Origin of the sequence: Paraburkholderia sp. BCC1886, from assembly GCF_900996245.1 — a bacterium.
Classification (GTDB): Bacteria; Pseudomonadota; Gammaproteobacteria; order Burkholderiales; family Burkholderiaceae; genus Paraburkholderia.
The window spans coordinates 75269-99816 of record NZ_CAAJGK010000035.1 but is presented as its reverse complement, the minus strand read 5'-3'; the positions used below and the strand labels follow the sequence as shown (position 1 = coordinate 99816).

The following is a 24548-nucleotide window of genomic DNA, read 5'->3' as shown; positions in this document are numbered from 1 at the left end:
GATGGAGCAGTCGATGACTCAGATGAACCCGCGCGGTGGACTGCAAGTCGCCGCCAACCTCGACCAGTTCGTCGAAACCGAAGCCCTGCCCGGCACCGGTTTGGACAGCGCCGCATTCTGGTCGGGTTTCGACGCCCTCGTGCACGAGCTGGCGCCCAAAAACCGCGCGCTGCTGGCCGAGCGCGACCGTCTGCAAACCGAACTGGACAACTGGCATCGCGCCAACCCGGGTCCGGTGCGCGACCTGCACGCGTATCGTGCGTTTCTCGAAGGCATCGGCTATATCGTGCCGGTGCCGGCCAGCGTAAAGGCCACCACCGCGAACGTCGATACCGAAATCGCCGAACAGGCCGGCCCGCAACTGGTGGTGCCGCTGTCGAACCAGCGCTACGCACTGAACGCCGCAAACGCGCGTTGGGGCAGCCTGTACGACGCGCTGTACGGCACGGACGCCATTCCCGAAAGCAACGGCGCCGAGAAGCAGAAGGCGTTCAACCCGGTGCGCGGCGCCGCGGTCATCGCGTATGCACGCAAATTTCTCGATCAGGCTGCGCCGCTCGCTAACGGCTCGCACGCCGACGCGACCCGCTATGCGGTAGCCGATGGCAAGCTCGTCGTCACGCTGAAAAGCGGCCAGTCCGAACTGAAGACGCCCACGCAATTCATCGGCTATCAGGGCGACGCCACCGCACCGTCGGCCGTGCTGCTCAAGCACAACGGCCTGCACTTCGAAATCCAGATCGACGCGAACGATTCCATCGGCAAGACCGACTCGGCGCACGTGAAAGACGTGCTGGTCGAAGCGGCGGTCAGCACGATCATCGACTGCGAAGACTCGGTCGCCGCCGTCGATGCGGACGACAAGGTCCTGCTGTACCGCAACTGGCTCGGCCTGATGAACGGCACGCTGACCGAAGAAGTCACCAAGGGCGGCAAAACCTTCACGCGCCGTCTGAATGCCGACCGCGAATACACCGGCGCGGACGGTTCGACGCCGGTCAAGCTGCATGGCCGCTCGCTGCTGTTCATCCGCAACGTCGGTCACCTGATGACCAATCCGGCGGTTCTCACCAAAGACGGTCACGAGATTCCCGAAGGCATTCTCGACGGCGTCATCACATCGCTGTGCGCGCTGCACGACCGCAAGCACCAGTTGAATTCGCGCACCGGTTCCATCTATATCGTGAAGCCGAAGATGCACGGCCCGGCGGAAATCGCGTTTGCGAGCGAGCTGTTCGCGCGCGTCGAAGACCTGCTGAAGCTGCCGCGCAACACGATCAAGATGGGCATCATGGACGAGGAGCGCCGCACCAGCGTCAACCTGCTCGCCTGTATCGGCGAAGCGTCCGAGCGTGTCGCGTTCATCAACACGGGCTTCCTCGACCGCACCGGCGACGAGATGCACACCGCCATGGAAGCGGGCCCGATGATGCGCAAGGGCGACATGAAGTCGAGCGCCTGGATTGCCGCATACGAACGCAGCAACGTGCTGGTCGGTCTGAGCGCGGGCCTGCGCGGCCGCTCGCAGATCGGCAAGGGCATGTGGGCGATGCCGGACCTGATGCACGCGATGCTCGAACAGAAAATCGCCCATCCGAAGGCCGGCGCCAACACCGCATGGGTTCCCTCGCCCACTGCCGCCACGCTGCACGCGCTGCACTATCACCAGATCGACGTGCAGGCGGTTCAGCAGGAACTCGAGCGCACCGACTACGCGAAGCTGCGTGACGAACTGCTGGATGGCCTGCTGACCATTCCGGTGGTCGAATCGGCAAAGTGGAGCGCGGACGAAATCCGCAGCGAGATCGACAACAACGTGCAGGGCATTCTCGGCTACGTGGTGCGCTGGATCGACCAGGGCGTCGGTTGCTCGAAGGTGCCGGACATTCACGATGTCGGCCTGATGGAAGACCGCGCGACGTTGCGCATTTCCAGCCAGCACATTGCCAACTGGCTGCATCACGGCGTGGTGAAGCGCGAGCAGGTCGAGGAGACCTTCAGGCGGATGGCCGCGGTGGTCGACGCCCAGAACGCCGGCGACCCGCAGTATCGGCCGATGGCGCCGGGCTTCGACGGCATCGCGTTCAAGGCTGCACAAGCGCTGGTGTTCGAAGGACGCCAGCAGCCGAGCGGCTATACGGAACCGTTGCTGCACAAGTTCCGGCTGGAAGTGAAGAAGGGCTGATAAGCCCGACTGGAAGAACGGGCGCCGCGTGGTTTGCGGCGCCCGTTTTTTATTGAACGACGACGGCCGCGTGCGGAGAATCGGACGGGACAGCATCGGCTTGCGCGACGTCGACATACTGCGCACGACCTTCGTCGATGGACAGCACCGCATCCGCCATCGCCCGCACGTTCTCCACGTCATGCGTGATGAACAGCATCGCAATGCCGGAAGCCTGCTGCAAGCTGACGAACAATCGCAACACACTCTGCGCAACCAGCGGATCGAGCGCCGAAGTCGGCTCGTCGCACACCAGCACCTTCGGCTGCGCGGCGAACGCGCGCGCAATACAGACGCGCTGCTTCTGTCCACCCGACAGTTGATGCGGATAGCGGTCGAGCAGATCCGCACTCAACTCCACCTGCTCCGCGAGCGCCATGACACGCCGCTCGCGCGCTTCGCCGCGCAGACCAAAATAGAACGTCAGCGGACGGCCGATTGCTTCGCGAATCGTCTGCGCCGGATTCAATGCGATGTCCGGTAGCTGATGAATCAGTTGCACCGCGCGCAGCTGTTCGCGGCTGCGATCCTCGAACCGGGCCGGCATGAGTTGACCGTCGACGAATACGCTGCCCTGCTGAGGTCTCAACAAGCCCGTCACCACGCGCGCGAGGCTGGACTTGCCCGAGCCGGACCGGCCTGTCACGGCGAGCGTGCGGCCCGCCTGAATGTCGAACGAGACGTCGTTCAACACCCGCGCGCCGTTGCGGTAACTGGCAAAGACGCCTTGCACCGCTAAAGCGGGCGCTCCGGCAGGCGCCGCGGCCTGCGCTTCGCGCTGCGCCAGCGACACTGCGAGCAGGCGTCGCGTATAGGCATCTCGAGGCGCCGCGACGATCTCGCGCGTCGCGCCGTATTCGACCGTCCGACCGTCGCGCAGCACCAGCAGCTGGTCGGCCAGCCGCGCCACCACCGGCAGATCGTGGCTGATATAAATCGCCGCCGTACCGGTCGCGCGCAACGCGTGCGCGATCGTTGCGAGCACCTGATCGCGGGTGGCCGCGTCGAGCGCGGTAGTCGGTTCGTCGAACACCACTACTTCGGGCGAGGTACACAGCGCCATGGCCGTCATCGCGCGCTGCAACTGGCCGCCCGACACCTGATGCGGATAACGCCGGCCAAACCGCTGCGGATCGGGCAAGCCCAGCAGTTCGAACAGTTCGATCGCGCGCGCCGTTGCATCGCGCTTCGTCATCGAGCGTCGAACGACCGCCGTTTCGATCACCTGATCGAGCAGCGTTGCCGATGGCGCAAAAGCCGACGATGCCGACTGCGCCACATAAGCGATGCGCTTGCCGCGTAATTCCCGCGCGCGGGGTTCGGACACCGTCAGCATGTCGTCGCCACCTAGCAGGAGCTTGCCGCCGGCGGCGCGCAAGCCGCTGCGCAAGTGCCCCAACACCGCGAGCCCGAGCGTCGACTTACCCGCGCCCGATTCGCCGATCACGCCCAGCACGCCGTGACGCGCGAGCGAGAACGAGACCTCGTCGAGCACGCGGCGCGTCTGTCCGTTCGCGCCGGTCGCTTCCACCGACACCTGTACCGCTTCGACCACGATGTCCGTCATGCGCGTCCCCGATGCGCCAGCCAGTCGAGCACGGCGTTGATACTCAGGCTCAAAAGGCCGATCGCCGCGCCCGGAATCAACGCGGCCCACACGCCGAACAACACGCCGTCCTTGTTTTCCTTGGCGAGACTGCCCCAGTCGGTCGCGGGCGGTTGCAGGCCGAGACCCAGAAACGACAGCGTCGAAATGAGCAGCACCGCGAACACGATCCGCAAACCGAATTCGGCCACCAGGGGCCGTGCGATATTTGGGAGCACCTCGCGAAAGATCAGCACGAGACTGCCCTCGCCGCGCAAACGCGCCACTTCGACGTAATCGAGCGCCGCGATACCGGCGGCCAGCGACCGGGCCACGCGAAAAATCCGCATCGCTTCGAGCGCGGCGACCACGAGGCAGACCGTCACCGCACCCGGCGGGACGACGGCCAGCACCACCAGGGCGAAGATCAGCGTGGGAATCGACATCAGCACGTCGTTGCCGCGCGACAGCAAACCGTCCAGCCTGCCGCCCAGTACGCCCGCAAGCAGGCCGGCCACGCCGCCGGTGGCGAACGCCAGTAACGTGGAAAGCGCCGCGAGCGTGAGCGTCGTGCGGGTACCGTAAATCAGCCGCGACCACGCATCGCGGCCGAGGTTGTCGGTGCCGAGCCACGCCTGCGACGACGGGCCGTCCCAGTTGCCGCCGACCACGTCGTTCACGCCATGGCGTGCGGCCCACGGTGCGAGCACGACGAGTAACCCGCACAGCAGCAGGAACGCGAAAGACAGATAAGGTGCGCGCTTCATCGCGGATGCCTCAGACGCGGGTTCGCGGCAATCGAAACGAGATCGGCCAGCAGATTGAGGCCGACATACAGCGCGCCGAACACCACACCGCAAGCCTGCACCGCCGGCACATCGCGCTTGACGACGCTATCCACCATGTATTGCCCCAGTCCCGGATAAACGAAGATGGTTTCGACCACCACCGCGCCCACGGTCAGATACGCGAGATTCAGCGCGACGATGCTGACGATCGGCGCAATCGCATTCGGCAACGCATGCCGCACGATCACGCGACGCGGCGGCAAGCCTTTGAGTTGTGCCATTTCGACGAACGGTTGCGCCATCACGTCGAGCAGCGCTGCGCGCGTCATGCTGGTCATGTGGCCGAGTATGGCGAGCACCAGCGTCGCACAAGGCAGTGCGAGACTCGTGAACCAGGCGCCCAGCGAACCGGACCCGGCATCGGCCGCACTGCTCGGCAGCCACTGCAACGAGACCGAGAACAACGCGATCAGCAGATAGCCAATGAAGAACTCCGGCAGCGCCACCGAGAGCCGCATGCCCGCGACGATGCAACGGTCGAGCCAACCGCCGCGCCTGAGCACCGCGAGCATGCCCAGCACGAGAGATAAAGGCACCGCGATGAACGCCGCGCTCGCAGCGAGCACCAGCGTGTAGAACAGACGCGGCGCGACGGCCTGCCCGACCGGCGCGCGCGTCGTATAGCTATCGCCGAACTCGCCATGCGCGAGATTGCCGAGCCAGCGACCGTAGCGGACCAGCACCGGCTGGTCGAGCCCGAGTTCGCGCTCCATCGCGTGCACCGCCGACGGCGTCGCGGTCTGCCCGAGTATGGTTGCGGCGATATTGCCCGGCAACAGGTTCGTGCCGGCAAAAATCAGCGTGACGGCCGCAAACAGGGTAAGGATGCCCTGCACGACCCGCCTGACGAACAACCCCAACAGCAGCGCGCGACCGCCAGAAGTCGCCCGCGCGCGCCGGCCAACGCGACCCGCCGCGCTCAGCTCGCGAACCATACTTTTTCCGCGGCGCGCGAACCCACCTCGCCCGGTATGTCGCTATAGCCTTTCAGGTTCGAACGGGTCGCCACCAGCGAATCCTGGTAAAGCGGAATAACCGACGCGCCCTGTTCGACGTACAGCACCTGAATGTCGTGATAGATCTGCTTGCGGCGTGCGTCGTTGCTCTCCGAGCGCGCCGCGGCGACCAGCTTGTCGAAAGCCGGGTTGCTCCAGCGCGACTCGTTCCACGGCGCGCCCGTCACGCAGATCATCGACAGATACGCGTCCGCAGTCGGACGGTTCGCCCACGACGACGCGCAGAACGGTTGCTTCATCCAGACCTGGGTCCAGTAACCGTCGGCGGGCACGCGGTTGACCTTGAACGGAATGCCAGCCCGGGTCGCCGAGTTCTGATACAACTCGGCGGCCGACACGGCACCCGCGAAGGTCGCGCCATCCGCAGCGGTTAGAACGATTGGCTGCGTCGCGCCGGATTTCTTCCAGTAGAACTTCGCCTTGTCCGGGTCGTAGGCGTGCTTCGGAACGTCGGTCGTATAGAAGCGGTTCGACGGATACAGCGGATTGTCGTTGGCGACCGACCCATAGCCGCCCAGCAGCGACGTGCGCAACTGCTCGCGATCGATCGCGTATTTCAGCGCGGTGCGCACGTCGTTGTTGTTGAACGGCGCCTGGTCGGCCAGCATCGGGAACAGGATGTTGTTGGTATCGCGCGCCCGGTATAGATGGATCGACGACACCGTGTCGAGACGTTTCGCGAGACGCGGTTCGACGCGGTTGATCAGATGCACCGAGCCGCTCAGCAATGCCGCAACGCGCGCGGCGCTGTCGTTGTACGCAACGGTTTCGACCGTGTCGACGAAACCGCGCGTCGGGTCCCAGTAGTTCGGATTGCGCCGCGTCAGCACGCGCACGCCCGGCTGGAATTTTTCGAGCACATACGCGCCCGTGCCAATGCCCTTATCGAAATCCGCGCCCTTAGGCGTGATGCCGAAATGCACGTCGCCAAGAAGATAAGGAAAATCGACGTTCGGTGAAGCGAGCTTGAACGTGAGTTCCAACGGGCCGGTAATGGCGATTTCCTTCACGGGGTCGAGGTAAGCCTTGGCCGCCGATTGCGAATCCTTGCCGCGATGATGGTCGAGCGAATACACGACGTCGGCGGGTTCGAGCACCTTGCCGTTATGAAACTGCACACCGCTGCGCAGCTTGACGATCCAGGTCTGCGCGTTGTCGCGGCTGTCCCAGCTCACCGCGAGCCCGGGGCGCAGCGAGCCGTCGTCGTTCAGGTCGGTCAGCGTATTGAAGACCTGGCGGCCGACGAGATACATGAACTCTTCGAAATAGAACGCCGGATCGAGCCGGTCGCTGCTCGATGCCGTGTCGCTGCCGATCACGAGATGGCCGCCACGTTTGGGCGTCCCGGCCGCGAAAGCGCGCGGCCCCAAAAGGGAGGTCGCGGACAAGGCGGCCGCCGTCGAACCGGCGCGTTGCAGGAAGCGGCGACGGGCGCGCTCTTCGGCGGACAAGGACGTGTCGCCTGATTTATCGGCTTGCATGGAGGACCAAAGAAAAAGTGAGGAGGTCACGCGCGATCAGTTGAATTCGGCGCGTACGGCAGTAGAGAGCAATGCGATATGTTCCGGCCCGATGCCACAACAACCGCCGATGATCGACGCGCCCGCATCCGCCCAGCGGCGGGCAAACACGGCGTAACCGTCCGGTTGCAGATCGTCGCGAAGCGCGCTCAGGCCCGAGTTGGCCGCGCCGCGCTGGCGTTGCGGTTCGAAGGTATTCGCATACACGCCGAGTTCGAGATCGACGCCGCGCGCATCGCGCGCCGCACGCGCGAGACGCACGGCCGCCTCCATTATTTCCGCCTGGCTGCAATTGAACAGGAATGCCTTCGCACCGAGCGACACCGCGACGGCCAGCGCCGCTTCGATGCTCTCGCCCGAGCGCAGCGTGGGAGCAAGCTCACCCTTGACGATCGCATCGATATCGGCGGTATCGTCCAATGTGAACGACAGCCACAGCGGACGCGGGTCGCCATTCAGCGCGCGATGCGCGGCTTGCGCTTCGGCGGTCGAACTGAGCGTCTCGCCGAGCCACACGTCGACATAGGGCGACAGTCCGTCGACCAGCGCGCGCAGGAGCGGCGCGGACGCTTCGGCATCGAACAGATCGGGACGGTACGAACCCAGCACCGGCGGCAACGAGCCGGCTACCTGCACCGGATGCTCGCTGGCGTTAGCGGCATCGCGCGCGAGTTGCCCCGCGAGTGCCGCGAGGCGCTCGCCGTCGGCGGCAAAGCGCGCTTCGCCGATATGAAACGGCACCACCGCGTAAGAGTTGGTCGTGATGAAATCGGCGCCTGCCCGCACGAACGAGTCATGTGCGGTACGCACATAGTCCGGCGCTTCGATCAGCGCCAGCGCCGACCACTCGGGTTGTTTGAACGGCGCGCCGATGCGCAAGAGTTCACGGCCCATGCCGCCATCCAGAATACGTAGTGCCATTGGCTTCGCTTCGAAAAAAGGAACCGAATGGTAGCGAGCTGCGCTGGCGGGTGGAACGAAGCGTTTCTTGGATCGAATCAAGCCGGGCTTCTTAGTCGGCTTTCTGGTCCGCTTTCCGGTCCGCTTATGGCATTGCGCGTATTAGCAATGCACGGGAAAATATTTGCCAATCGCGGGCTTCACTCTTACGCTTGGCGACGTTCTCAACCGATAAAAACAAAGGTAATTCATGACGCCAACCAAAACCCTCCGCTTGATGCTGGGCGCACTGACCATGATGTGCGGCGCTATCGCGATGGCCCCTGCTCATGCCGCGGATCAAACCCTGCGCGTCGGCATCATGTCCGGTGAAGACGAGGACGTATGGCGCGTCGTCGCCACGAACGCCGCGAAGCACGGTCTCACGCTGAAAATCACCACCTTCAACGACTACACGCAGCCGAACGAAGCGCTCTCGCAACACGACCTCGACGCCAACTCGTTCCAGCACAAGCCGTATCTCGACGCGCAGATCGCCGCACGCGGGTACAAGATTTCGGCGGTGGGTTATACGTACGTGCAGCCTATCGGCCTGTACTCGCGCAAGGTGAAGTCGGTCGCCGACCTGGCCCAGGGAGCGACGATCGGCGTGCCGAACGACCCGAGCAACGAAGGCCGCTCGTTGCTGCTGCTCCAGTCGCTCGGTCTCATCACGCTGCGTCAGGGTACGGGTCTGCTGCCGACCATTCGTGACATCGGCAACAATCCGAAGAACCTGCATATCAAGGAACTGGACGCGGGCATCGTCGGCCGGGCCATCGGCGATCTGGACGCAGCGGTGATCAACACCGACTGGGCGATCAAGGCCGGCATCAAGATTCCGGACGAGCGTATTGCGCAGGAGAAGGTGTCGGGCAACCCGTACCGCAACTTCATCGCCGTGAACGACAAGGATCTGCACGCGGCATGGGTGCATGACCTGGTCGACAGCTATCAGCAGCCGAATGTCGCCGCGGAAATTCTGCGTGTCTACCACGGCGCGACGTTGCCGGCCTGGAACGAGCCCGCCAAGTAAGCCGTCGAGCCAGGGGACGCAATCGGCGCAACAAGCTCAGCCGACGCGTATATACGCGTCGGCGCGATCGATAGCACAAACCATTCTTTGACGACGCGTCGGCCATTGCGCATGATGCGCGCTCATCCCGTCCGGACATCCGCTCCATGTCTCATACCAAATCGAAGTCCAATGGCGTCAGCGACGCTCGCCGTTCCATTCTGAAACTGGCTGCCGGTGTCGGCGCGGGCGTGAGCCTGCGGGGTGCCTGCGCGCTCGGCGCCACGTTCGGCACGCTGGCCGCGAGCGGCACCGCACGCGCGCAGAGCAACAAGGTGCTGAGCATCGGTTATCAGAAATACGGCAATTTCATCATTCTCAAGGCACGCGGCACGCTCGAAAAACGGCTCGCGCCGCTGGGCTTTTCGGTGCAATGGCTCGAGTTTCCGGCCGGCCCGCAACTGCTCGAAGGCGTGAACGCGAAGGCCGTGGATATTGGTGTGGTCGGCGAAACGCCGCCGGTGTTCGCCCAGGCGGGTGGTGTGGAATTCGTCTACATCGCGGCCGAACCGGACGCGCCGCGCGCCGAGGCGGTGATCGTGCGCAAGGATTCGCCGATCCGCACGCTCGCAGACCTGCGCGGCAAGAAAATCGCAGTCACCAAGGGCTCGAATGCGCACTACCTGCTGGTGAAGGCGCTGGAACACGGCAAGGTCGGCTATAACGAAATCCAGCCGGCTTATCTGGTGCCCGCCGATGCACGCGCCGCGTTCGCGAGCGGCAGCGTCGATGCCTGGTCGATCTGGGACCCCTACTTCGCCGCCGCCGAGCGCCAACTGGAAGCACGCGTGCTCAGCACCGGCGAAGGGATCGTGCGCAACGTCGAGTACTACGTTGCGCGCCGGGCTTTCGCGACCGAGCACCCGGACGTGGTGCACGCGGTGCTCGCCGAGTTGCAGCAACTCGACGGCTGGGCGGAACACAACGTGCCGGCCGTCTCCGCGCAACTCGCACCGATCACCGGTCTGGATACCGGCACACTCGAACTGGCGCTGGGACGCACCGGCTACGGCATTCTGCCGGTCGACACGACCCGCTTCGAGTATCAGCAGCAGATTGCCGACGCGCTCTACCAGATCAAGCTGATTCCGAAGAAACTGGTGGTCACGGACGCACGCTGGCAGAACGCCTGAGACAGAAAGCACGACGATAAAAAAAACTGGCCGGGGTTATGACACCCCGGCCAGTTTTTTTTCAGCGTCCAGTACTTGCGACACGGCTTGAAACTCAGATCGCTTCGATGACCTCGACGACCGGCGGCAACGCTTCGTTCACCGGCTCGTTCGCGGGCAGGTTCGCCTTCATATACGCGCGCAGATAAGCCTCGAACTCCGTTTTCACTTCCGGATGACGCAGCGCGAACTCCACCGTCGCCTTCAGATAACCGAGCTTGCTGCCGCAATCGAAGCGCGTGCCGAAGTAGCGATACGCGAGCACCTGCTCTTCGGTCAGCAGCGATTGCACGGCGTCGGTCAGTTGATACTCGCCGCCCGCGCCCGGCTTCAACGCGCGAATATGCTTGAAGATAGTCGGCATCAGCACATAGCGGCCGACCACGCCGAGATTCGACGGCGCATTTTCGGGGGCCGGCTTTTCGACGATGCCCGACAGCTTGATGACGTTGTCTTCCCACTCGCGGCCGTCCACCACGCCGTAAGAGCGGCTCTCTTCGCGGTCGATGGTTTCCACGCCGATCACCGAGCTATGGTAGTGGTTGAACGTATCCACCAGTTGGCTCATGACCGGCTTCGAGCTATGCAGCAAGTCGTCGGCGAGAATCACGGCGAACGGGCTGTCGCCCACCAGTTTCTCCGCACACAGCACGGCGTGACCGAGACCGAGCGCTTCCGCCTGACGCACGTAGAAACAGTCCACGTTGGCGGGCTTGATGCTGCGCACCAGGTCGAGCAGTTTCTGCTTGTTGCGCGCTTCCAGTTCGGCTTCGATCTCGTAGGACTTGTCGAAGTGATCTTCGATGGCGCGCTTGCTGCGGCCCGTTACGAAGATCATCTCGGTGATGCCGGCGGCGATCGCTTCTTCGACCGCATACTGAATTAGCGGCTTGTCGACGATAGGCAGCATTTCCTTCGGACTTGCCTTGGTGGCCGGCAGGAATCGCGTCCCGAGTCCCGCAACGGGAAATACGGCTTTGGTGACTTTCAACATGGCAGGCATTCCCACATTCGGTTAGAAATTAGTGCTCGCAGGGCTCGAAACCCGTCGATATCGTCGGAAAGACTAACAAAAAAATCCGTCGATTACACCCTTCCAAATAGCGCGGCTCGAATAATTAATTGAATTCGGTTCGCTCGACCGCATTCAATCCGGCCAGCAGCAACTATTACGGCGCAAAGCCGCTATTTTTTGGCGGATGCCGAAAAAGTTACATTCGGTGGCGGCCGTGCGGATGCTGCGAGCCGAGACCCGAATGAGACCGGAACAAGAACCGAACGAGGCCGTCATTCGTTTTCGTCGACTTGCGGCAGCTTGCCGGGGTTGATGCGAAAACGCCGGATCGGCTCATTGCGCAGCGCCTCCCTATAGGCGGAGGCGGCGACAAGGATCAGCAGCACGGCAATGCCGGCGAGTAAATGCAGGTTCATGACTTCACCTCGTGTCGAGAGAATCCGTGTCTGAAATTAGCACGACAAAAGCGACAAATAATTCAACTGGAATCTTCTTTCGCCTCATTACAAAAAGTCACACGCTCCACGTTTTGCGCCAAAAGCCGACAGGAATTAACGGCGCATTTTTTTACGATTTTCTTGCTTACGCGCTGCACTACGATGACAGGCAGCACGGGCGCGACCAGGCTGCGCGCGCCTTTCTTTCTCTTCGACATTTTCGAACTCCCGAATCAAGGACCGCGCATGAGCGACTCAGCCCTGCCTCTCAGTCCCGCGCCGCATGCGGCCTCCGCATCGGCCTCACGGGTTCGCAGCGATGCCGTGGCCGCCAGCGCCGGCAAGGAACACGTGATCGACGCGATGCGGGGTTTCGCCGCGCTACTGGTCGCCTATTTCCACTGCCGCCAGGTCGAATGGGTCGGCATGCAGGCGTTTCACCAGAGCGTCGGCCATTCGTTCACCCTGAATGCGATTGCCGCTTATCTGACGTTCCCGATTGCGTGGGGCTCGGCCGGCGTGCCGATTTTCTTCGTGATCAGCGGCTATTGCATTCATCGAAGCGGCGCGTTGCGTCTCGCAGCGAATCCCGCTTACCGGCTCGTTAGCGCCAACTTCTGGGTACGCCGTTTCGCGCGCATTTATCCGGTGCTGCTCGCCGCGCTCGTGCTGACGTTCGCGCTCGACTGGTTCAGCCTGCAATTGCCGCCGGTCAGTCACAAGATCCGCGAGATCGGGTTGCAGTCGTTTCTCGTCAATCTGTTTTCGCTGCAAGGCGTGGCCGGCAAGACCTATGGATCGAATGGCGCGCTCTGGACGCTGTCGCTGGAAGTGCAGTTCTATGCGGTCTACCCGCTGCTGTTCGCGCTGCGCCGGCGCATTGGCATGACGCCGGTGCTTGCGCTCGTCGCGCTGGTCAATGTCGTCTCCGCATACTGGCTCGAACGCCACGATATCCAGTTCTTCACCTCGTACTGGTTCGCATGGACGCTCGGCGCGTGGATCGCCGACGCCAAGGCTCACGGTGCCCGCGATGCGCGTGCTTCGGTCTGGTTGTATGGATTGGCGGCCGGCTTCATCGTGCTCGGCTGTGTGGCGTTTCATTTCGGCCAGTACGGCGCGTTCCAGTTGTGGGCCGTCGGCTTCGCGTTCTATCTGTACAAGGCGCTCGCACGGCATGCGTCGAACCAGGCCGCGCCGTCGGCGGGTTTGCGGCTGCTGTCGGGCTTCGGCGACTTCAGCTTCTCGCTTTATCTGATTCATCTGCCCATCTTCGTGCTGCTGTCTTCCCTGCTGTTCCGCTCGTCGTTGCAGATGTCGATCTGGCCGTCGTTCGGTTTCATGCTGGTGGCCGTGCCAATCGCTTACGCGTTCTACCGGGCAGTCGAGTTACCGGCGATGAAATGGTCGGCGTCGTTCAAGCCGAAAAATCAGCGGGCTCGCGTGGAACCGAGTCAGGTCTGACCACAGACACACCGACACGTCGACGCGTCGACGCAAAAAAAGACGGAGCGGAAATCGACAGACTTCCGCTCCGCTGCGCTAACGACAGGAACCGGCCAGTCCCTGCCTACCCCCGCGTAAAAACCTGCCTTGTTTGACTCGTTCGAGTCAGCCTGGCGCGCTCAGCGCCCGGCCACCCGCTTCAGAATCCGCTCGACACTCTCCACATAGCTGGTGGTGCCGAACCGGCTCAATGCCGTCCGATACCCGTTGCCGATCAGCTTGTCGCGCAGCGCACCGTTGCTGCGCAACTCGGCCAGCACGGCGGCCAGGCCTTCGGCATCGCCGGGCGTGCACAGCACGCCGTTCTCGCCATCGTCGATGATCTCCAGCACGCCGCCCGCGCGCGCCGCCACCACGGGCCGCAGCGCCAGCATGCCTTCGACGATCACCCGGCCGAACGGCTCCGGCGTAATGGACGTGTGCACGACGGCATCCACCGCGCGCATGCAAGCCGGAATATCGTGCTGGAAGCCCAGAAAATGCACACGCTCGCCAAGCTGATGCGCGGCCACGAACGCATGCAACTCGATCTCGTACTGGTCTTCGCCGAACAGTGCCGCGCCCACCAGCACCGCGTGCATCTGCGGATTGAGCACCATCGCTTCGAGCAACACATGCTGCCCTTTCCAGCGGGCGAGGCGGCTGAACGAGCCGACCAGAAACGCGTCGCGCGGCAGATTCAGGCGCTCGCGCAGCGTCGATTGCGGCACGCTGCGCAACGCATCGAACGGCGCCGCCGAGATGCCGTTGAACACCACGTCGATCCGTTGGCTGTCGAAGCGCGTCAGGTCGGCAAACGCACGCGCCGAAGCGCCCGAATTGGCGATCACATGCGTGAGGCCGAGCTTCGCGCACCACTTGATGATGGCCAGTTGCTTGCCGCCAAAGTGTTCGGGACTGACGATGTCGCGCAGATGCCAGACGACCGGCCGCCGCGCCAGCTTGCCCGCAATCGCGCCGATCACCATCGCGCGCTGCGTGTTCGCATAGATCACGTCGACGGCGCGCGCGCGTCGGGCCGTGGCGCGCACGAGCGACAGCAGGCCTTTGAGCGCCTGCGCTTTCGGTAACGAACCACCCTGCTTGCGCACGTGCCGCAACGCGCCCGCATCGAGCACGTTGACCTCGACGCCGGCCCGCGCGAGCGCCGTGCGAAACGGTCCGTCGTCGAACAGCACGACCTCGATACGCGAGCGCAAGGCCTTGACGATTTCCAGCAGCGAAAGCTCCGCGCCGCCGAGCACGCCGCTCTGATCGACGGCAAGAATGCGCGGCGCGTTCGCGCCCGCCGGCGCCTTGTAAGGCACGTACGCGGGCAGACGGGCGTGCCGCAAAGCGGGCACCGAGGCCCGCACGTGCGCGAAGAAACGTTCGCGGAAATGCGCTGCGGAGAACTGCTCGGCGTTCGCGCGGCAATCCACCGGCGAGATGCGCGCGCGATGCGCATCGAAGCGCTCGACTGCCGCCACGATGGACTCCGTATTCTGTTCGTCGAAGAACATGCCGGTCGGCCGCGGCTCCGACAGATCGCGCACGGTTTCGAGCGCACCGCCCTTGCCATACGCGATCACCGGCGTGCCGCAAGCCTGCGCTTCGACGACCGAGATGCCGAAGTCCTCTTCGGCGGCGAACACGAAAGCCTTCGCGCGGCTCATCCGGTCCTTGAGTACATTGAACGGCTGATAACCCATGATCTCGACATTCGGTCCCGCCTTCGCGCGAATCTTCTCCATCTCCGGGCCGTCGCCGATCACGACGAGCTTGCGCTCCGGCATCCGGGCGAACGCTTCGACGATCAGATCGATCTTCTTGTACGGCACCATCCGCGAGGCGGTCAGATAGAAGTCTTCCTTGTCGGTGCAGAGCGCGAACGCCTCGACATCCACCGGCGGAAAAATCACCTGCGCATCACGCTGATAAACCTTCTTGATGCGTCTCGCGATGAAATCGGAATTGGCGACGAAGCCGTCCACCGAATTCGACGTGCGGATATCCCAATTGCGGATGTAATGCAGAATCATCCGCGCGAGCATCGATTTCGGTCCGGCCGTCAGTTTCGACTGCTTCAGGTACTGGTGCTGCAAATCCCACGCATAGCGAATGGGCGAATGCACGTAGCTGATATGCACCTGGTCGGGCCCGGTGAGAATCCCCTTGGCCACCGCGTGACTGCTCGATATCACCACGTCGTACGCCGAGACGTCGAGTTGTTCGATCGCGAGCGGCATCAGCGGTAAATACGTGCGGTATCTGGTCCGCGCGCGCGGCAGGTTCTGGATGAAGGACGTAGTGACCGGCTTGCCGCGCAGAAAACTGCGGTCCTCGAGAAAGTCGACGAGACTGAACAGATCGGCATCGGGAAAGCACGCGACGATCTGCTCGAGCACCTTCTCCGCGCCGGCGTAGGTGACGAGCCAGTCGTGCACGATCGCGACACGCACGGTTTTATCGCTGCGCAACGCGGCGCGCCGCGGCATGGTCTGCCCGCCCGGGACGGTCGTGAGTTCGGCCAGCGCGCTACGGGTCGCGGGTTGCCGCACGGCTTCTTCAAGGACTTCGTGGTTCATGCGCTTTTCCTCGGGTTCAGTCGCAACAGCATGGAGCGCGCGAGATCGCGCAAGGCGGGCGTCATCGTGATCGACCAGGCGAGGTTGGCTCCCACCATCAATGCACCGGCAACGATCGCCAAGGCGAGGCTCGGCAGGAAGCTGGCGAGCCAGAGGCTGGCCAGCAAAAAAACCAGGTGGGCGAGCATGTCTAGCGCGATCTGGCGCGCGCGGATGGCCGACAGCCGCAACAGCAGCGCGTAGTCGAACAGCGCGCGGGCGGCGACCGTCACCGCTGCGCCGGTCAAACCGAAATGGCCGATGCCGAACCACAATGCCCCGGCAAACAAGGGCAATTCGAACAAGCCGACCCGCGCGGCGGTGGCCGGATTCACCTGCGACTGGATCAGGATGCGCGTGACGTTGGCCTGACCGACGAGCCACACGGCAACGATCATGATGCGGCCGACCGGCGCCGCAACGGTCGCGATTTCATTGCCCACCCACAAATGCAGGAACGGTTCGAGCACCAGCATCGCGACCAGCGCGACCGGCGTGAACACGCCGTTCAGAAACTCGAGCGACTGCTGCGTGATGGTGTCGGCGTCGGCGCGGCTCACGGCGGAGAGCCGCGGAAACAGCGTGCGCACCATCGCCGTGGGGACGATGTTCAGCCGCGTCACCAGGTTCTGCGGGACCGTGTAATACGTGACGAAGCGTGCGCCGAGGCTCGTGCCGAGCATCACGCGGTCGAGCGAATCCGCGATCATCGTGGTGACGCTCGCGATCAGCATCCAGCCGCCGAAGTTGAAGAGCCCCTTCGCGACGCCCAATTGCGGCGGCAGCACCTGACGGATCTCCAGCACCTTGAGCGCGGACCGTCCCAGCAGCAGCGCCGCGAGAATCCGCGCGAGTACCGCGGCGGCCAGCACGTTCTGCAAGGTCGCGCCGAGCCACAGCGCGGCGCCGAGCGGCAGCAACTGGAACAGGAAGGTGCCGATGGTCTGATTGGTGTTGTAGACGCCGAAACGCTCGGCACCGTTGATCGCCCCCGCGAAGACCCACGACACGTTGGCGATCGGAATCGCTACCGCGAGCCAGGGCAAGGCCATATACACCTCGTGCTGCAACTCGGGCGAGACCTTGGTGAAATAGGCGGTGTAGAGAAACGCGCCGAAATAGATGATGAGACCGCCCGCCACGCCGGTCGCGAGATTGAGCCACGTGGCGCTCCAGAACACGCGCACGCTTTCTTGCCGGTCACCCGACGCGCGCGCCTTCGAGATATGGTTCTGCGCCGCCATGCTCATGCCGAGATCGAGAATGCCGAAGTAGCCGATCAGCGTCCACACGAGGCTGATCACGCCGTAGCGCTCGACGCCCAGCAGCCTGATATACGCCGGCACGGTCACGAGCGAGACGAAGGTCGGCAACACCAGGCCGAAGAAATTGATCGCTACGTTCTTGAGAATGCCTTTATCCATCGGATGCCCTGGTTTCGAATGCGATTGCGAAGGTGCCGCTTGCCGTGTTCCGTCATCAAGGTTTCCAGCGATACATCATCACTTTGCCGCGCGCGTCTTCCTCGACGAACACGAGGTATTCGCCATTGCTGCGCTTCGCCGCGCTAATGCCGTTGGGCACGTCGATCCAGCCGGATGCGCGACCCACTTCCGGGCCCGGGCGAATCACGCCCAGCTCGCGACCGCTGTCCTTGTCCCACACGTGCACCGTGCCGACCGGCTCGACGCCGAACAGGTACTGGCCTTCCACCGTCAAGCCGATGATCGTGGCGATGGGTTTGCTTTGCGTCGTCCACGGCAGCTCGATCGTGTAGCGCTGCACCGGGTGGCCGCTCGACCACTTGTCGTAGCGCACCAGCACGCGGCCGGTTTCTTTCCAGAAGCCGCGATCGGGCGGTGCGCCGGCGGTATAACCCGTCACGTAGAGCGTGTCGGTGTCCGGCTCGTAGATCGCACGGTGCACTTCGGTGAACGGCGCGGGCACCGGGTATTGCGTGAGCGCGTCGTACGAATAGACCGGGTTGCCTTTCGGATCTAGTCCGCCAAACCGGAAACGCGTGATGCCCTTGTTGTCGCGCGCGCGCCAGATGTCGCCGGTTGTATCCACCCACCAGCCCCAGCCGCCGGCGAGCCTGGTGCCGCTCGTGTTCAGCGCGTATTCGTCGGCATCGAACCGGCCGTTGCCGTTCGCGTCGCGCCAGATCCAGTCGCCGCCGGCCGGCGCGTTGGGCACGTTGGCCACGGCGCGCTCGCGGCCGGCGATGAATCCCGAAGGAATCGCCGTTTCGCCGTCGTGCTGCGCGTCGAAGCGATAAATCTTCAGATGGTCCGCGTACATGTCGGTGAGAAACAGGAACGTGCGGCCCTTCAGCTTTCGCGCGATCGGCAAGCCGGGATATTGATCGGTGTGGAACACCGGATCGTCCGGGTAGCGGAACCGGTTCGACAGGAATCCCACGTATTTCCAGTCCTGTCCCGCGGGCTTCGTCAGGTCCAGTTCAAAACGCTTGTTGCCGGTATAGACGCTGTCGGGACGCGCCGGATCGACCCACGCGCCGTCGACGAACAGCAGCCCCTCCACCTGCCAGTTCCGTTTGCCGTCCGGCGCATAGCTTTCGAGCGTGGCGCCGAGCCCCGCGCCGAGCGGCGCGAAGTGCGGACCGATGCCGTTGGTCGACACCACGACATTGCCTTGCGCATCCACGCCGACGCCGGTCAGCCCGTTGAAGCGCTTCGGGCCTGGCGCGCCGGCCACCCCGCTATAGATGCCGCCGGGTTCGCCGAGCGAGCCTGTCTGTGCATAACGCCCGTTGCTCTTACCGAAGAACAGGACCTGCTGGCGCGGACCGTTGTCGGCGATCAGCAGACGCGATTTCGCATCGACCGCAATATCCACCGCGACCGTCCCGGCAGGTAGCGCGACCTTGTCGTCGAGCCGCTTGCCGGCCGGCGTGTAATGCCCGACCTGCGCTCCACCGGCCGCGTCCGTGTCGCTCAATACCCACAGCGTGCCGTCGGGCGCGAGCGCGATACGTCCCGGTCGAGTCACGCTCCACGTGGTTTTCTGCTGCATCGATTCGGCGTCGTACACCTCGATGCGATCCCGCGCGGTATTGGCTGCGTACAGCGTGGTGTCGTTCGCGGCCAGTCCGCCGATGTCGGCGTTGGTCCCGGACGGCACTTCGTTCATCATCAGAAAAGCGCCCGCGAGTTGCGCGTGCGGATCGGCGCTTCGTGCCGCCGGCTGGAACGCGGCGGCGCGTTTGACGTCGGCAATCTGTCGACGCGAAACACCAAACCATTGCTTGCCCTTGTCCGGCCACACGCCCTGCCCGACCAGACGTCCTTTTTCGTTGCCGACCGCGATGGCCAGAAACACATACTTGCGATTCACCGCGACGGCGTTGCCGCCGCCGTTGCCCCAGCCATGCGTGCCGCCCGCGAAGCCGAGCATCTTGCCGTCCTGATAGACGCTCGCCTCGGCGCCGCTTTCGTCCCACGGCGCGTTCGTATAGACCTTGCCGTCGGGCGCCACCGCAATGGCGGTGATATCGATCTGCGTCCAGCTACCGTCGCCGAAACCGAAGCTGTTGCCGAGCCACGAGGTTTTCGCGTTCAACACCGTTTGCGCATGCGCGGGGACACCGACCGATGCAACGGCCAGTCCGGTACAACACGCAAGCATGACGAGCGAGTTCCTGAACGTGAAACGGCGCAAAGTATTTTCTCCAGTCGGCGCGACGCCGCTTTGAGGCCCCGCAATTCGCACGGCTCACATTACGCGTAAAAAACACCGCGACGAAAATCGAAAATAATTCAAAAATATTCGACTAATTAGCGCGCCTCAAGCATTCCGAAAGAAAGCGATTTAAAAATCAATTAAAAATAAGCTGCCCGGTGATCCGTGAGTGGCTAGCGCAAGACCGGCCTCGATTACCGATTATGCGAAACCATGGCTGTAGGTGTTACAACGTGCATGAACCTATGCGTACAAGCATAAAAATCCAATTCGAATGAATAACGAAACACCCTGTTTCAATCTCATTCGCTTATTCAATTCATTCCGGTTTTTTCGCGATTTTCTTTTCCCTAGAATCGACTGGCACTCTGGTTACGACGCCACGCACGCGGCAGGCTTTCTTCCGGCCGCGATGCAATCTTTCGTCTGCCCTCTCGGCTCAACACCATGGACGGTTCATGACTGCCAGCGCACTGCCCTTAGCGCCTTCTCATTCCCGCCGCATCGTGCAACTCGATGGCTTGCGCGCCATCGCCGTGCTCGCGGTATTCGCGCAGCACGCGCTGAAGGCGCCGCTGTGGATGGGCGTCGATCTGTTTTTCGTCCTGAGCGGTTTTCTGATTACCGGCATCCTGCTCGAACGCAAGGCGTGCCGGCAGTCCTACTTCGGTTACTTCTATGCGCGTCGCGCGCGGCGCATCCTGCCGCCGTATGTGTTGCTGATGGTGGTGTCGTCACTGCTGTTCGGGTTCGGCTGGGCGCAGCACTGGGAGTGGTACGCGTTCTTCGCGACGAATATCGGCGACGCGCTCAATCAGAGCGGTCACGACAGCCTGAACGTGCTGTGGTCGCTCGCCGTCGAAGAGCAGTTCTATATCGTCTGGCCGTTCGTCATCCTGTTGCTGCCCGAGCGCGCGCTCGGCTACGTGGCCGCTGCGCTCGTATTGCTGGTACCGGTGCTGCGCGCCGTCGCCACGCCCTGGTTCGATTCCTTCTGGCCGGTCTACTACCTCACGCCGTTCCGCATGGATCTGCTGGCGGCCGGTGCGTTGCTCGCGGTAGCGGTGCGCCGCGACCGCAATGCGCTCGAGCCGTTCAAGGGGCTTGCAGCGTGCGGGTTTTTTGCGGCGCTCGCCGTGCTTGCGTGGTTGCATCTGCACTATCCGCGATTTCGCGCGGCCAATACGCCGCTCTCCAATGCCGCGCTTTATAGCGTGTCGCTGGTGCTGTGTACGTCCGTCGTGGTCGTCGCGCTGCAGAGCAAGGGCTGGGTCAAGCGGATGCTGTGCAATCCGGTGCTGGTCTATATCGGCACGATTAGCTACACCATCTACCTGATTCATCTGAGTGTGCTGTACACGCTGTGGCCGCTGCATCTGAACCGCTTTGCAACCGCGGCGCTCGCACTGGCGATCACGCTGGCTTACGCGAGCGCCACCTGGTTCGCGTTCGAAAAGCGCCTGATTTTCGGCTCGAAACGGCACACGGAAGCAGGCACGAGCGGCGACCCGGGATTGAGCACGGCCACCGCGCAAGCGCCGGGTAGCCGCGCATGACGCGCCGGGTATTGCAGGCTGGCGGGTCGACGGCGGTCGTCGCGCTGACGTGTTGCGCTCTGTTCTTTCACAACGTACAGGCGGCGAGCGCAAACATCGATGGCCCGATCCTGATCGAGGCCTACGGCGACTCGACCACTCTCGGCATCACCTGCAGCGACGGCCATTGCGCTGCGCAAGCGAACAACGCCGTGGCTTATCTGCAGGACGAATTGCAGGCGCGTCATGGCGCCCGGGTTCAGGTCGCGAACTATGGCGTGGGCGGCACGACGGCGGCGCAGTTACGCGACGGCACCGGCAACCGCCGCGCCGGGCCGACTGCGGGACTGGCGTGGCAGGTGCGGCTCGCGGCGTCGCCCGCGCAGATCGTCCTGATCAACTACGGCATCAACGAAGTCATGCAGAACCAGACGCCCGCGCAGTTCTACGACGCCGAGACGGCGCTCGTGAAAACCGCGCAGGCGCTCGGCAAGCAGGCCGTGCTTCAAACCTCGAATCCGATGCCCGACAACCGGCTGAATGCGAGGCTTGCCGCGATGGTCGCGATGACGCGGCGCGTGGCTGCCGAGCAGCACGCGCCGCTCGTCGACCAGTTCGCTTATATCGGCAATCTGCCGGAATGGAAGACCTTGATGTCCGATGGCGCGCACCCCAGGCCGGCGTTGTACCAGCTCAAAGCCGGGCAGGATTTTCAGGTGGTCGATCCGCTGGTGCAACGGCTGCTGGACCGGCCGCGCTGAATTTTTTCACGTTGCAGACGCAGATTTTTTTCTTTTAACAATACTGAAGGCAAGCCATGAGCCAACCACGCAAAGCGATCATCACCGGCGTATCCGGACAGGACGGCGCCTATCTGACCAAGCTGCTGCTCGACAAGGGCTACCACGTGACCGGCACTTACCGGCGCACCAGCTCCGTCAATTTCTGGCGGATTCGCGAGCTCGGCGTGCTGGATCATCCGAACCTGCGGCTAGTCGAACACGACCTGACCGATCTCGGCTCGACTTTGCGGCTGCTCGACGGCGCGCAGGCCGACGAGTTGTATAACCTCGCGGCGCAAAGTTTCGTGGGCGTGTCGTTCGATCAGCCGGCGACCACGGCTGAAGTGACCGGCATCGGCGCGCTGAATCTGCTCGAAGGCTTGCGCATTCTCAGCCCGAAGACGCGTTACTACCAGGCCTCGACCTCCGAGATGTTCGGCCTCGTGCAGGCGGTGCCGCAGCGTGAGGACACGCCGTTCTATCCGCGTAGTCCGTACGGTGTCGCCAAGCTGTTCGCGCACTGGTCGACCATCAACTATCGCGAGTCGTACAACCTGTTCGCGAGCAGCGGGATTCTGTTCAATCACGAATCGCCGCTACGGGGACGCGAATTCGTCACGCGCAAGATTACCGACACGGCCGCGAAGATCAAACTCGGCAAGCAGGACGCGCTCGAACTCGGCAACCTGGGCGCGAAGCGCGACTGGGGTTTCGCGCTCGAATACGTGGAGGGGATGTGGCGCATGTTGCAGGCCGACGAGCCGGATACCTTCGTGCTGGCCACCGGTCGCACGGAGACGGTGCGCGACTTCGTGCGCATGGCGTTCGCCGCGGCCGGCTATCAGATCGAATGGTCGGGCAAGGAGGAGCGCGAAACGGGCATCGACGTGGCGACCGGCAAGACCCTGGTGCGCGTGAACCCGAAGTTTTACCGCCCGGCGGAAGTGGATCTGCTGATCGGCTGCGCGGACAAGGCGCGCGACACGCTGGGATGGAAGCCGGAGACGACGCTGGAGCAGTTGTGCCACATGATGGTTCATGCCGATCTGGGCAGGAATGAGCATCACGAGACGTTTTAAGGGGTGGTTCAGCGCAGAGTGAGGGTTGCCCGGGCCGCTCTGCGCGGCTACGAGTAAGCGGACCTCCGCGACCCGCTCACCCGATCAAAAGCTGGATTGCGACAAAAAGCAGGGTTCGTGAGCTGGATTGCGACAAATCGGCGATTTTTCGCGGCTGGATTAGCTGGAAAACGACAACGCTTGCATCGACTGCCCGGTCGGGCCGCTTCGACTAGCGGCCCGTCACATGACCAAGTTGCGGCGCCCGCTTCAGCGCCGCAACGCGCTCAACTCAATGCACGCCCCCCGCCGCAATCGCCTCCTCATACACCGCCGCGACCCGCTTCGCGATCACCGAGTTATCGAAGTGCTCACGCGCATAGCGCCGGCAGGCATCCGCATCCGGCAGCTTCAGCGATCCGTTCAATGCGCCCGCCAGTCCCTCGGCGATCGCCTTCGCTCCAGTCTCCGGCAGCACCAGATTCGGCGACAGGGCCGCCACCGCCTCCGGCAATCCGCCCACCGGCGTCACCAGCACCGGCGTGCCCGACGCAAGCGATTCGACGGTAATCAGCCCGAAGCCTTCGAGCGCCACCGTCGGCACCACGCTGACATCTGCCGCGCGATACAGTGCCGCCAGATGCTGGTCCGGCACGAAGCCCAGCAGCTTCACGTTGTCCTCCAACCCCGCCTCGACGATCCGTGCCTGTAACTCGCCCTCGAGCCGCCCCTTGCCCGCGATCAGCAGCAGCACGTCCGGCTGACTGCGCTTGAGCAGCTTCACCGCGTCGATCAGATCTTCCAGTCCCATGCGCCGCACGAGGCGGCGCACCGCCAGCACGATCGGCCGGTCTTGCGGCAATTGCAGCTTCAGGCGCGCTTCGCCGGGCGTGATCGGCAGATTGAACTGCTCGACGTCGACGCAGCCCGGCACCACCCGCACGCGATCCGGCGCGATGCGATAGCGCGAAGTCAGAATCTTGCCGAACGCATCGGACAGCACGATCAGCCGCGACGAACGCGCGTAGACCGACTGCTCCAGATAGCGCTTCGCGCGCTGGCCGAGCGAATCCGCGCCCTCCACGTGACTTTCGTCGGCCCATGGTCCCTGAAAATGCGAGACCTGCGGAATGCCGCGCGTCACGTCGAGCCCCGGAAACGTATAGAGCGCAAAGTGCGACGAAATCACGTCCGGCCGCGACGTGCTCAATTCCTGCCGCAGCGCGCGGCGCGCCGCCATCAGACGCAGCGGCAAGGACTGCACCGCCGACCCGAAGCCGTTGATCGCACCGCCCGTATCGGCGGCGACTTTCGGCGAGCCCGCGACCACGCCCCGAACTGCGACGCCCGCGCCGGGCAGCGCGCCGACCAGCGAGTAGTACATGCGGTCGAGACCGCCCGCGCGCTCCGGAAACCAGTGCATCCCGATCTGCAGCGATTTGATTGCGCTCGTCTTCATGGTGTTTGCCCCTGTGCGTTCTGAGTGTGATGAGTTGCCTGGAACAGGCGGCATCGAAGAATCGACCGA

19 protein-coding genes are annotated in these 24548 nt (G+C 63.5%); 7 read left to right on the top strand and 12 right to left on the bottom strand.

From position 1 onward, the window contains the following. Positions 1–13: 13 nt before the first annotated feature. Entirely contained in the window at positions 14–2185 is a 2172-nt protein-coding gene (locus FQ746_RS05185; protein WP_144107852.1) for a malate synthase G, read from the top strand. Positions 2186–2234: 49 nt separating this feature from the next. On the opposite strand, the gene FQ746_RS05180 is transcribed toward FQ746_RS05185, so the two are convergent. The 5 genes from FQ746_RS05180 to FQ746_RS05160 are packed head-to-tail and all read right to left on the bottom strand — an operon-like array spanning position 2235 to position 8114. Continuing rightward, on the bottom strand, positions 2235–3791 hold the full coding sequence (locus tag FQ746_RS05180; protein ID WP_144107851.1) for an ABC transporter ATP-binding protein: 1557 nt from the start codon (positions 3789–3791) through the stop codon (positions 2235–2237). After that, positions 3788–4576 (bottom strand): ABC transporter permease, encoded by a 789-nt coding sequence (locus tag FQ746_RS05175; RefSeq protein WP_144107850.1) that lies wholly within the window; start codon positions 4574–4576, stop codon positions 3788–3790. The genes FQ746_RS05180 and FQ746_RS05175 overlap by 4 nt, the downstream gene beginning before the upstream one ends. Then, positions 4573–5592, bottom strand: a complete 1020-nt coding sequence (locus FQ746_RS05170; protein WP_144107849.1) for an ABC transporter permease — start codon at positions 5590–5592, stop codon at positions 4573–4575. Before FQ746_RS05170 ends, FQ746_RS05175 begins: the two co-directional genes overlap by 4 nt. After that, positions 5577–7154 carry an ABC transporter substrate-binding protein gene (locus tag FQ746_RS05165; protein ID WP_144107848.1) on the bottom strand — a complete coding sequence of 526 codons (1578 nt, stop codon included), beginning with the start codon at positions 7152–7154 and terminating at the stop codon, positions 5577–5579. The genes FQ746_RS05170 and FQ746_RS05165 overlap by 16 nt, the downstream gene beginning before the upstream one ends. Before the next feature lie 36 nt (positions 7155–7190). Beyond that, a complete protein-coding gene (locus FQ746_RS05160; protein ID WP_144107847.1) occupies positions 7191–8114 on the bottom strand; it encodes a homocysteine S-methyltransferase family protein in 924 nt (307 codons plus the stop codon). Positions 8115–8343: 229 nt separating this feature from the next. On the opposite strand from FQ746_RS05160, the gene FQ746_RS05155 reads away from it, so the two are divergent. Beyond that, positions 8344–9168: a MetQ/NlpA family lipoprotein gene (locus FQ746_RS05155; protein ID WP_144107846.1), complete on the top strand. Its 825-nt coding sequence runs from the start codon at positions 8344–8346 to the stop codon at positions 9166–9168. Positions 9169–9314: 146 nt separating this feature from the next. Beyond that, a complete protein-coding gene (locus FQ746_RS05150; RefSeq protein WP_144107845.1) occupies positions 9315–10340 on the top strand; it encodes a sulfonate ABC transporter substrate-binding protein in 1026 nt (341 codons plus the stop codon). Positions 10341–10434: 94 nt separating this feature from the next. On the opposite strand, the gene galU is transcribed toward FQ746_RS05150, so the two are convergent. The 3 genes from galU to FQ746_RS34695 form a co-directional block, all read right to left on the bottom strand. Then, positions 10435–11373 carry a UTP--glucose-1-phosphate uridylyltransferase GalU gene (gene galU / locus FQ746_RS05145; protein WP_260853897.1) on the bottom strand — a complete coding sequence of 313 codons (939 nt, stop codon included), beginning with the start codon at positions 11371–11373 and terminating at the stop codon, positions 10435–10437. 293 nt (positions 11374–11666) lie between these two features. After that, a complete protein-coding gene (locus tag FQ746_RS34700) occupies positions 11667–11810 on the bottom strand; it encodes a hypothetical protein (RefSeq protein WP_167530938.1) in 144 nt (47 codons plus the stop codon). Positions 11811–11872: 62 nt separating this feature from the next. Beyond that, positions 11873–12049 carry a hypothetical protein gene (locus FQ746_RS34695; RefSeq protein WP_186310645.1) on the bottom strand — a complete coding sequence of 59 codons (177 nt, stop codon included), beginning with the start codon at positions 12047–12049 and terminating at the stop codon, positions 11873–11875. Positions 12050–12077: 28 nt separating this feature from the next. On the opposite strand from FQ746_RS34695, the gene FQ746_RS05140 reads away from it, so the two are divergent. Next, a complete protein-coding gene (locus tag FQ746_RS05140; RefSeq protein ID WP_144107844.1) occupies positions 12078–13295 on the top strand; it encodes an acyltransferase family protein in 1218 nt (405 codons plus the stop codon). A gap of 161 nt (positions 13296–13456) precedes the next feature. On the opposite strand, the gene FQ746_RS05135 is transcribed toward FQ746_RS05140, so the two are convergent. From FQ746_RS05135 to FQ746_RS05125, 3 genes are read right to left on the bottom strand one after another with little or no spacing between them, the layout of a single operon-like run. Then, the gene (locus FQ746_RS05135; RefSeq protein WP_144107843.1) at positions 13457–15904 is read right to left on the bottom strand and encodes a glycosyltransferase family 4 protein; all 2448 of its coding nucleotides are present in this window, start codon (positions 15902–15904) and stop codon (positions 13457–13459) included. Further along, entirely contained in the window at positions 15901–17367 is a 1467-nt protein-coding gene (locus FQ746_RS05130) for a flippase (protein WP_144107842.1), read from the bottom strand. Before FQ746_RS05130 ends, FQ746_RS05135 begins: the two co-directional genes overlap by 4 nt. 55 nt (positions 17368–17422) lie before the next feature. Continuing rightward, a complete protein-coding gene (locus FQ746_RS05125) occupies positions 17423–19624 on the bottom strand; it encodes a hypothetical protein (protein ID WP_144107841.1) in 2202 nt (733 codons plus the stop codon). A gap of 479 nt (positions 19625–20103) precedes the next feature. On the opposite strand from FQ746_RS05125, the gene FQ746_RS05120 reads away from it, so the two are divergent. The 3 genes from FQ746_RS05120 to gmd are packed head-to-tail and all read left to right on the top strand — an operon-like array spanning position 20104 to position 23041. After that, complete coding sequence (locus FQ746_RS05120) at positions 20104–21201, top strand: acyltransferase family protein (protein ID WP_144107840.1); 1098 nt, start codon at positions 20104–20106, stop codon at positions 21199–21201. Next, entirely contained in the window at positions 21198–21941 is a 744-nt protein-coding gene (locus FQ746_RS05115; protein WP_144107839.1) for an SGNH/GDSL hydrolase family protein, read from the top strand. Before FQ746_RS05120 ends, FQ746_RS05115 begins: the two co-directional genes overlap by 4 nt. A gap of 56 nt (positions 21942–21997) precedes the next feature. Next, positions 21998–23041, top strand: coding sequence for a GDP-mannose 4,6-dehydratase (gene gmd / locus FQ746_RS05110; protein WP_144107838.1), 1044 nt, complete (start codon positions 21998–22000; stop codon positions 23039–23041). Between the two features lie 271 nt (positions 23042–23312). Here gmd and FQ746_RS05105 read toward each other — a convergent pair whose 3' ends face one another. Continuing rightward, positions 23313–24479, bottom strand: coding sequence for a glycosyltransferase family 4 protein (locus FQ746_RS05105; protein WP_144107837.1), 1167 nt, complete (start codon positions 24477–24479; stop codon positions 23313–23315). Positions 24480–24548: the final 69 nt, after the last annotated feature.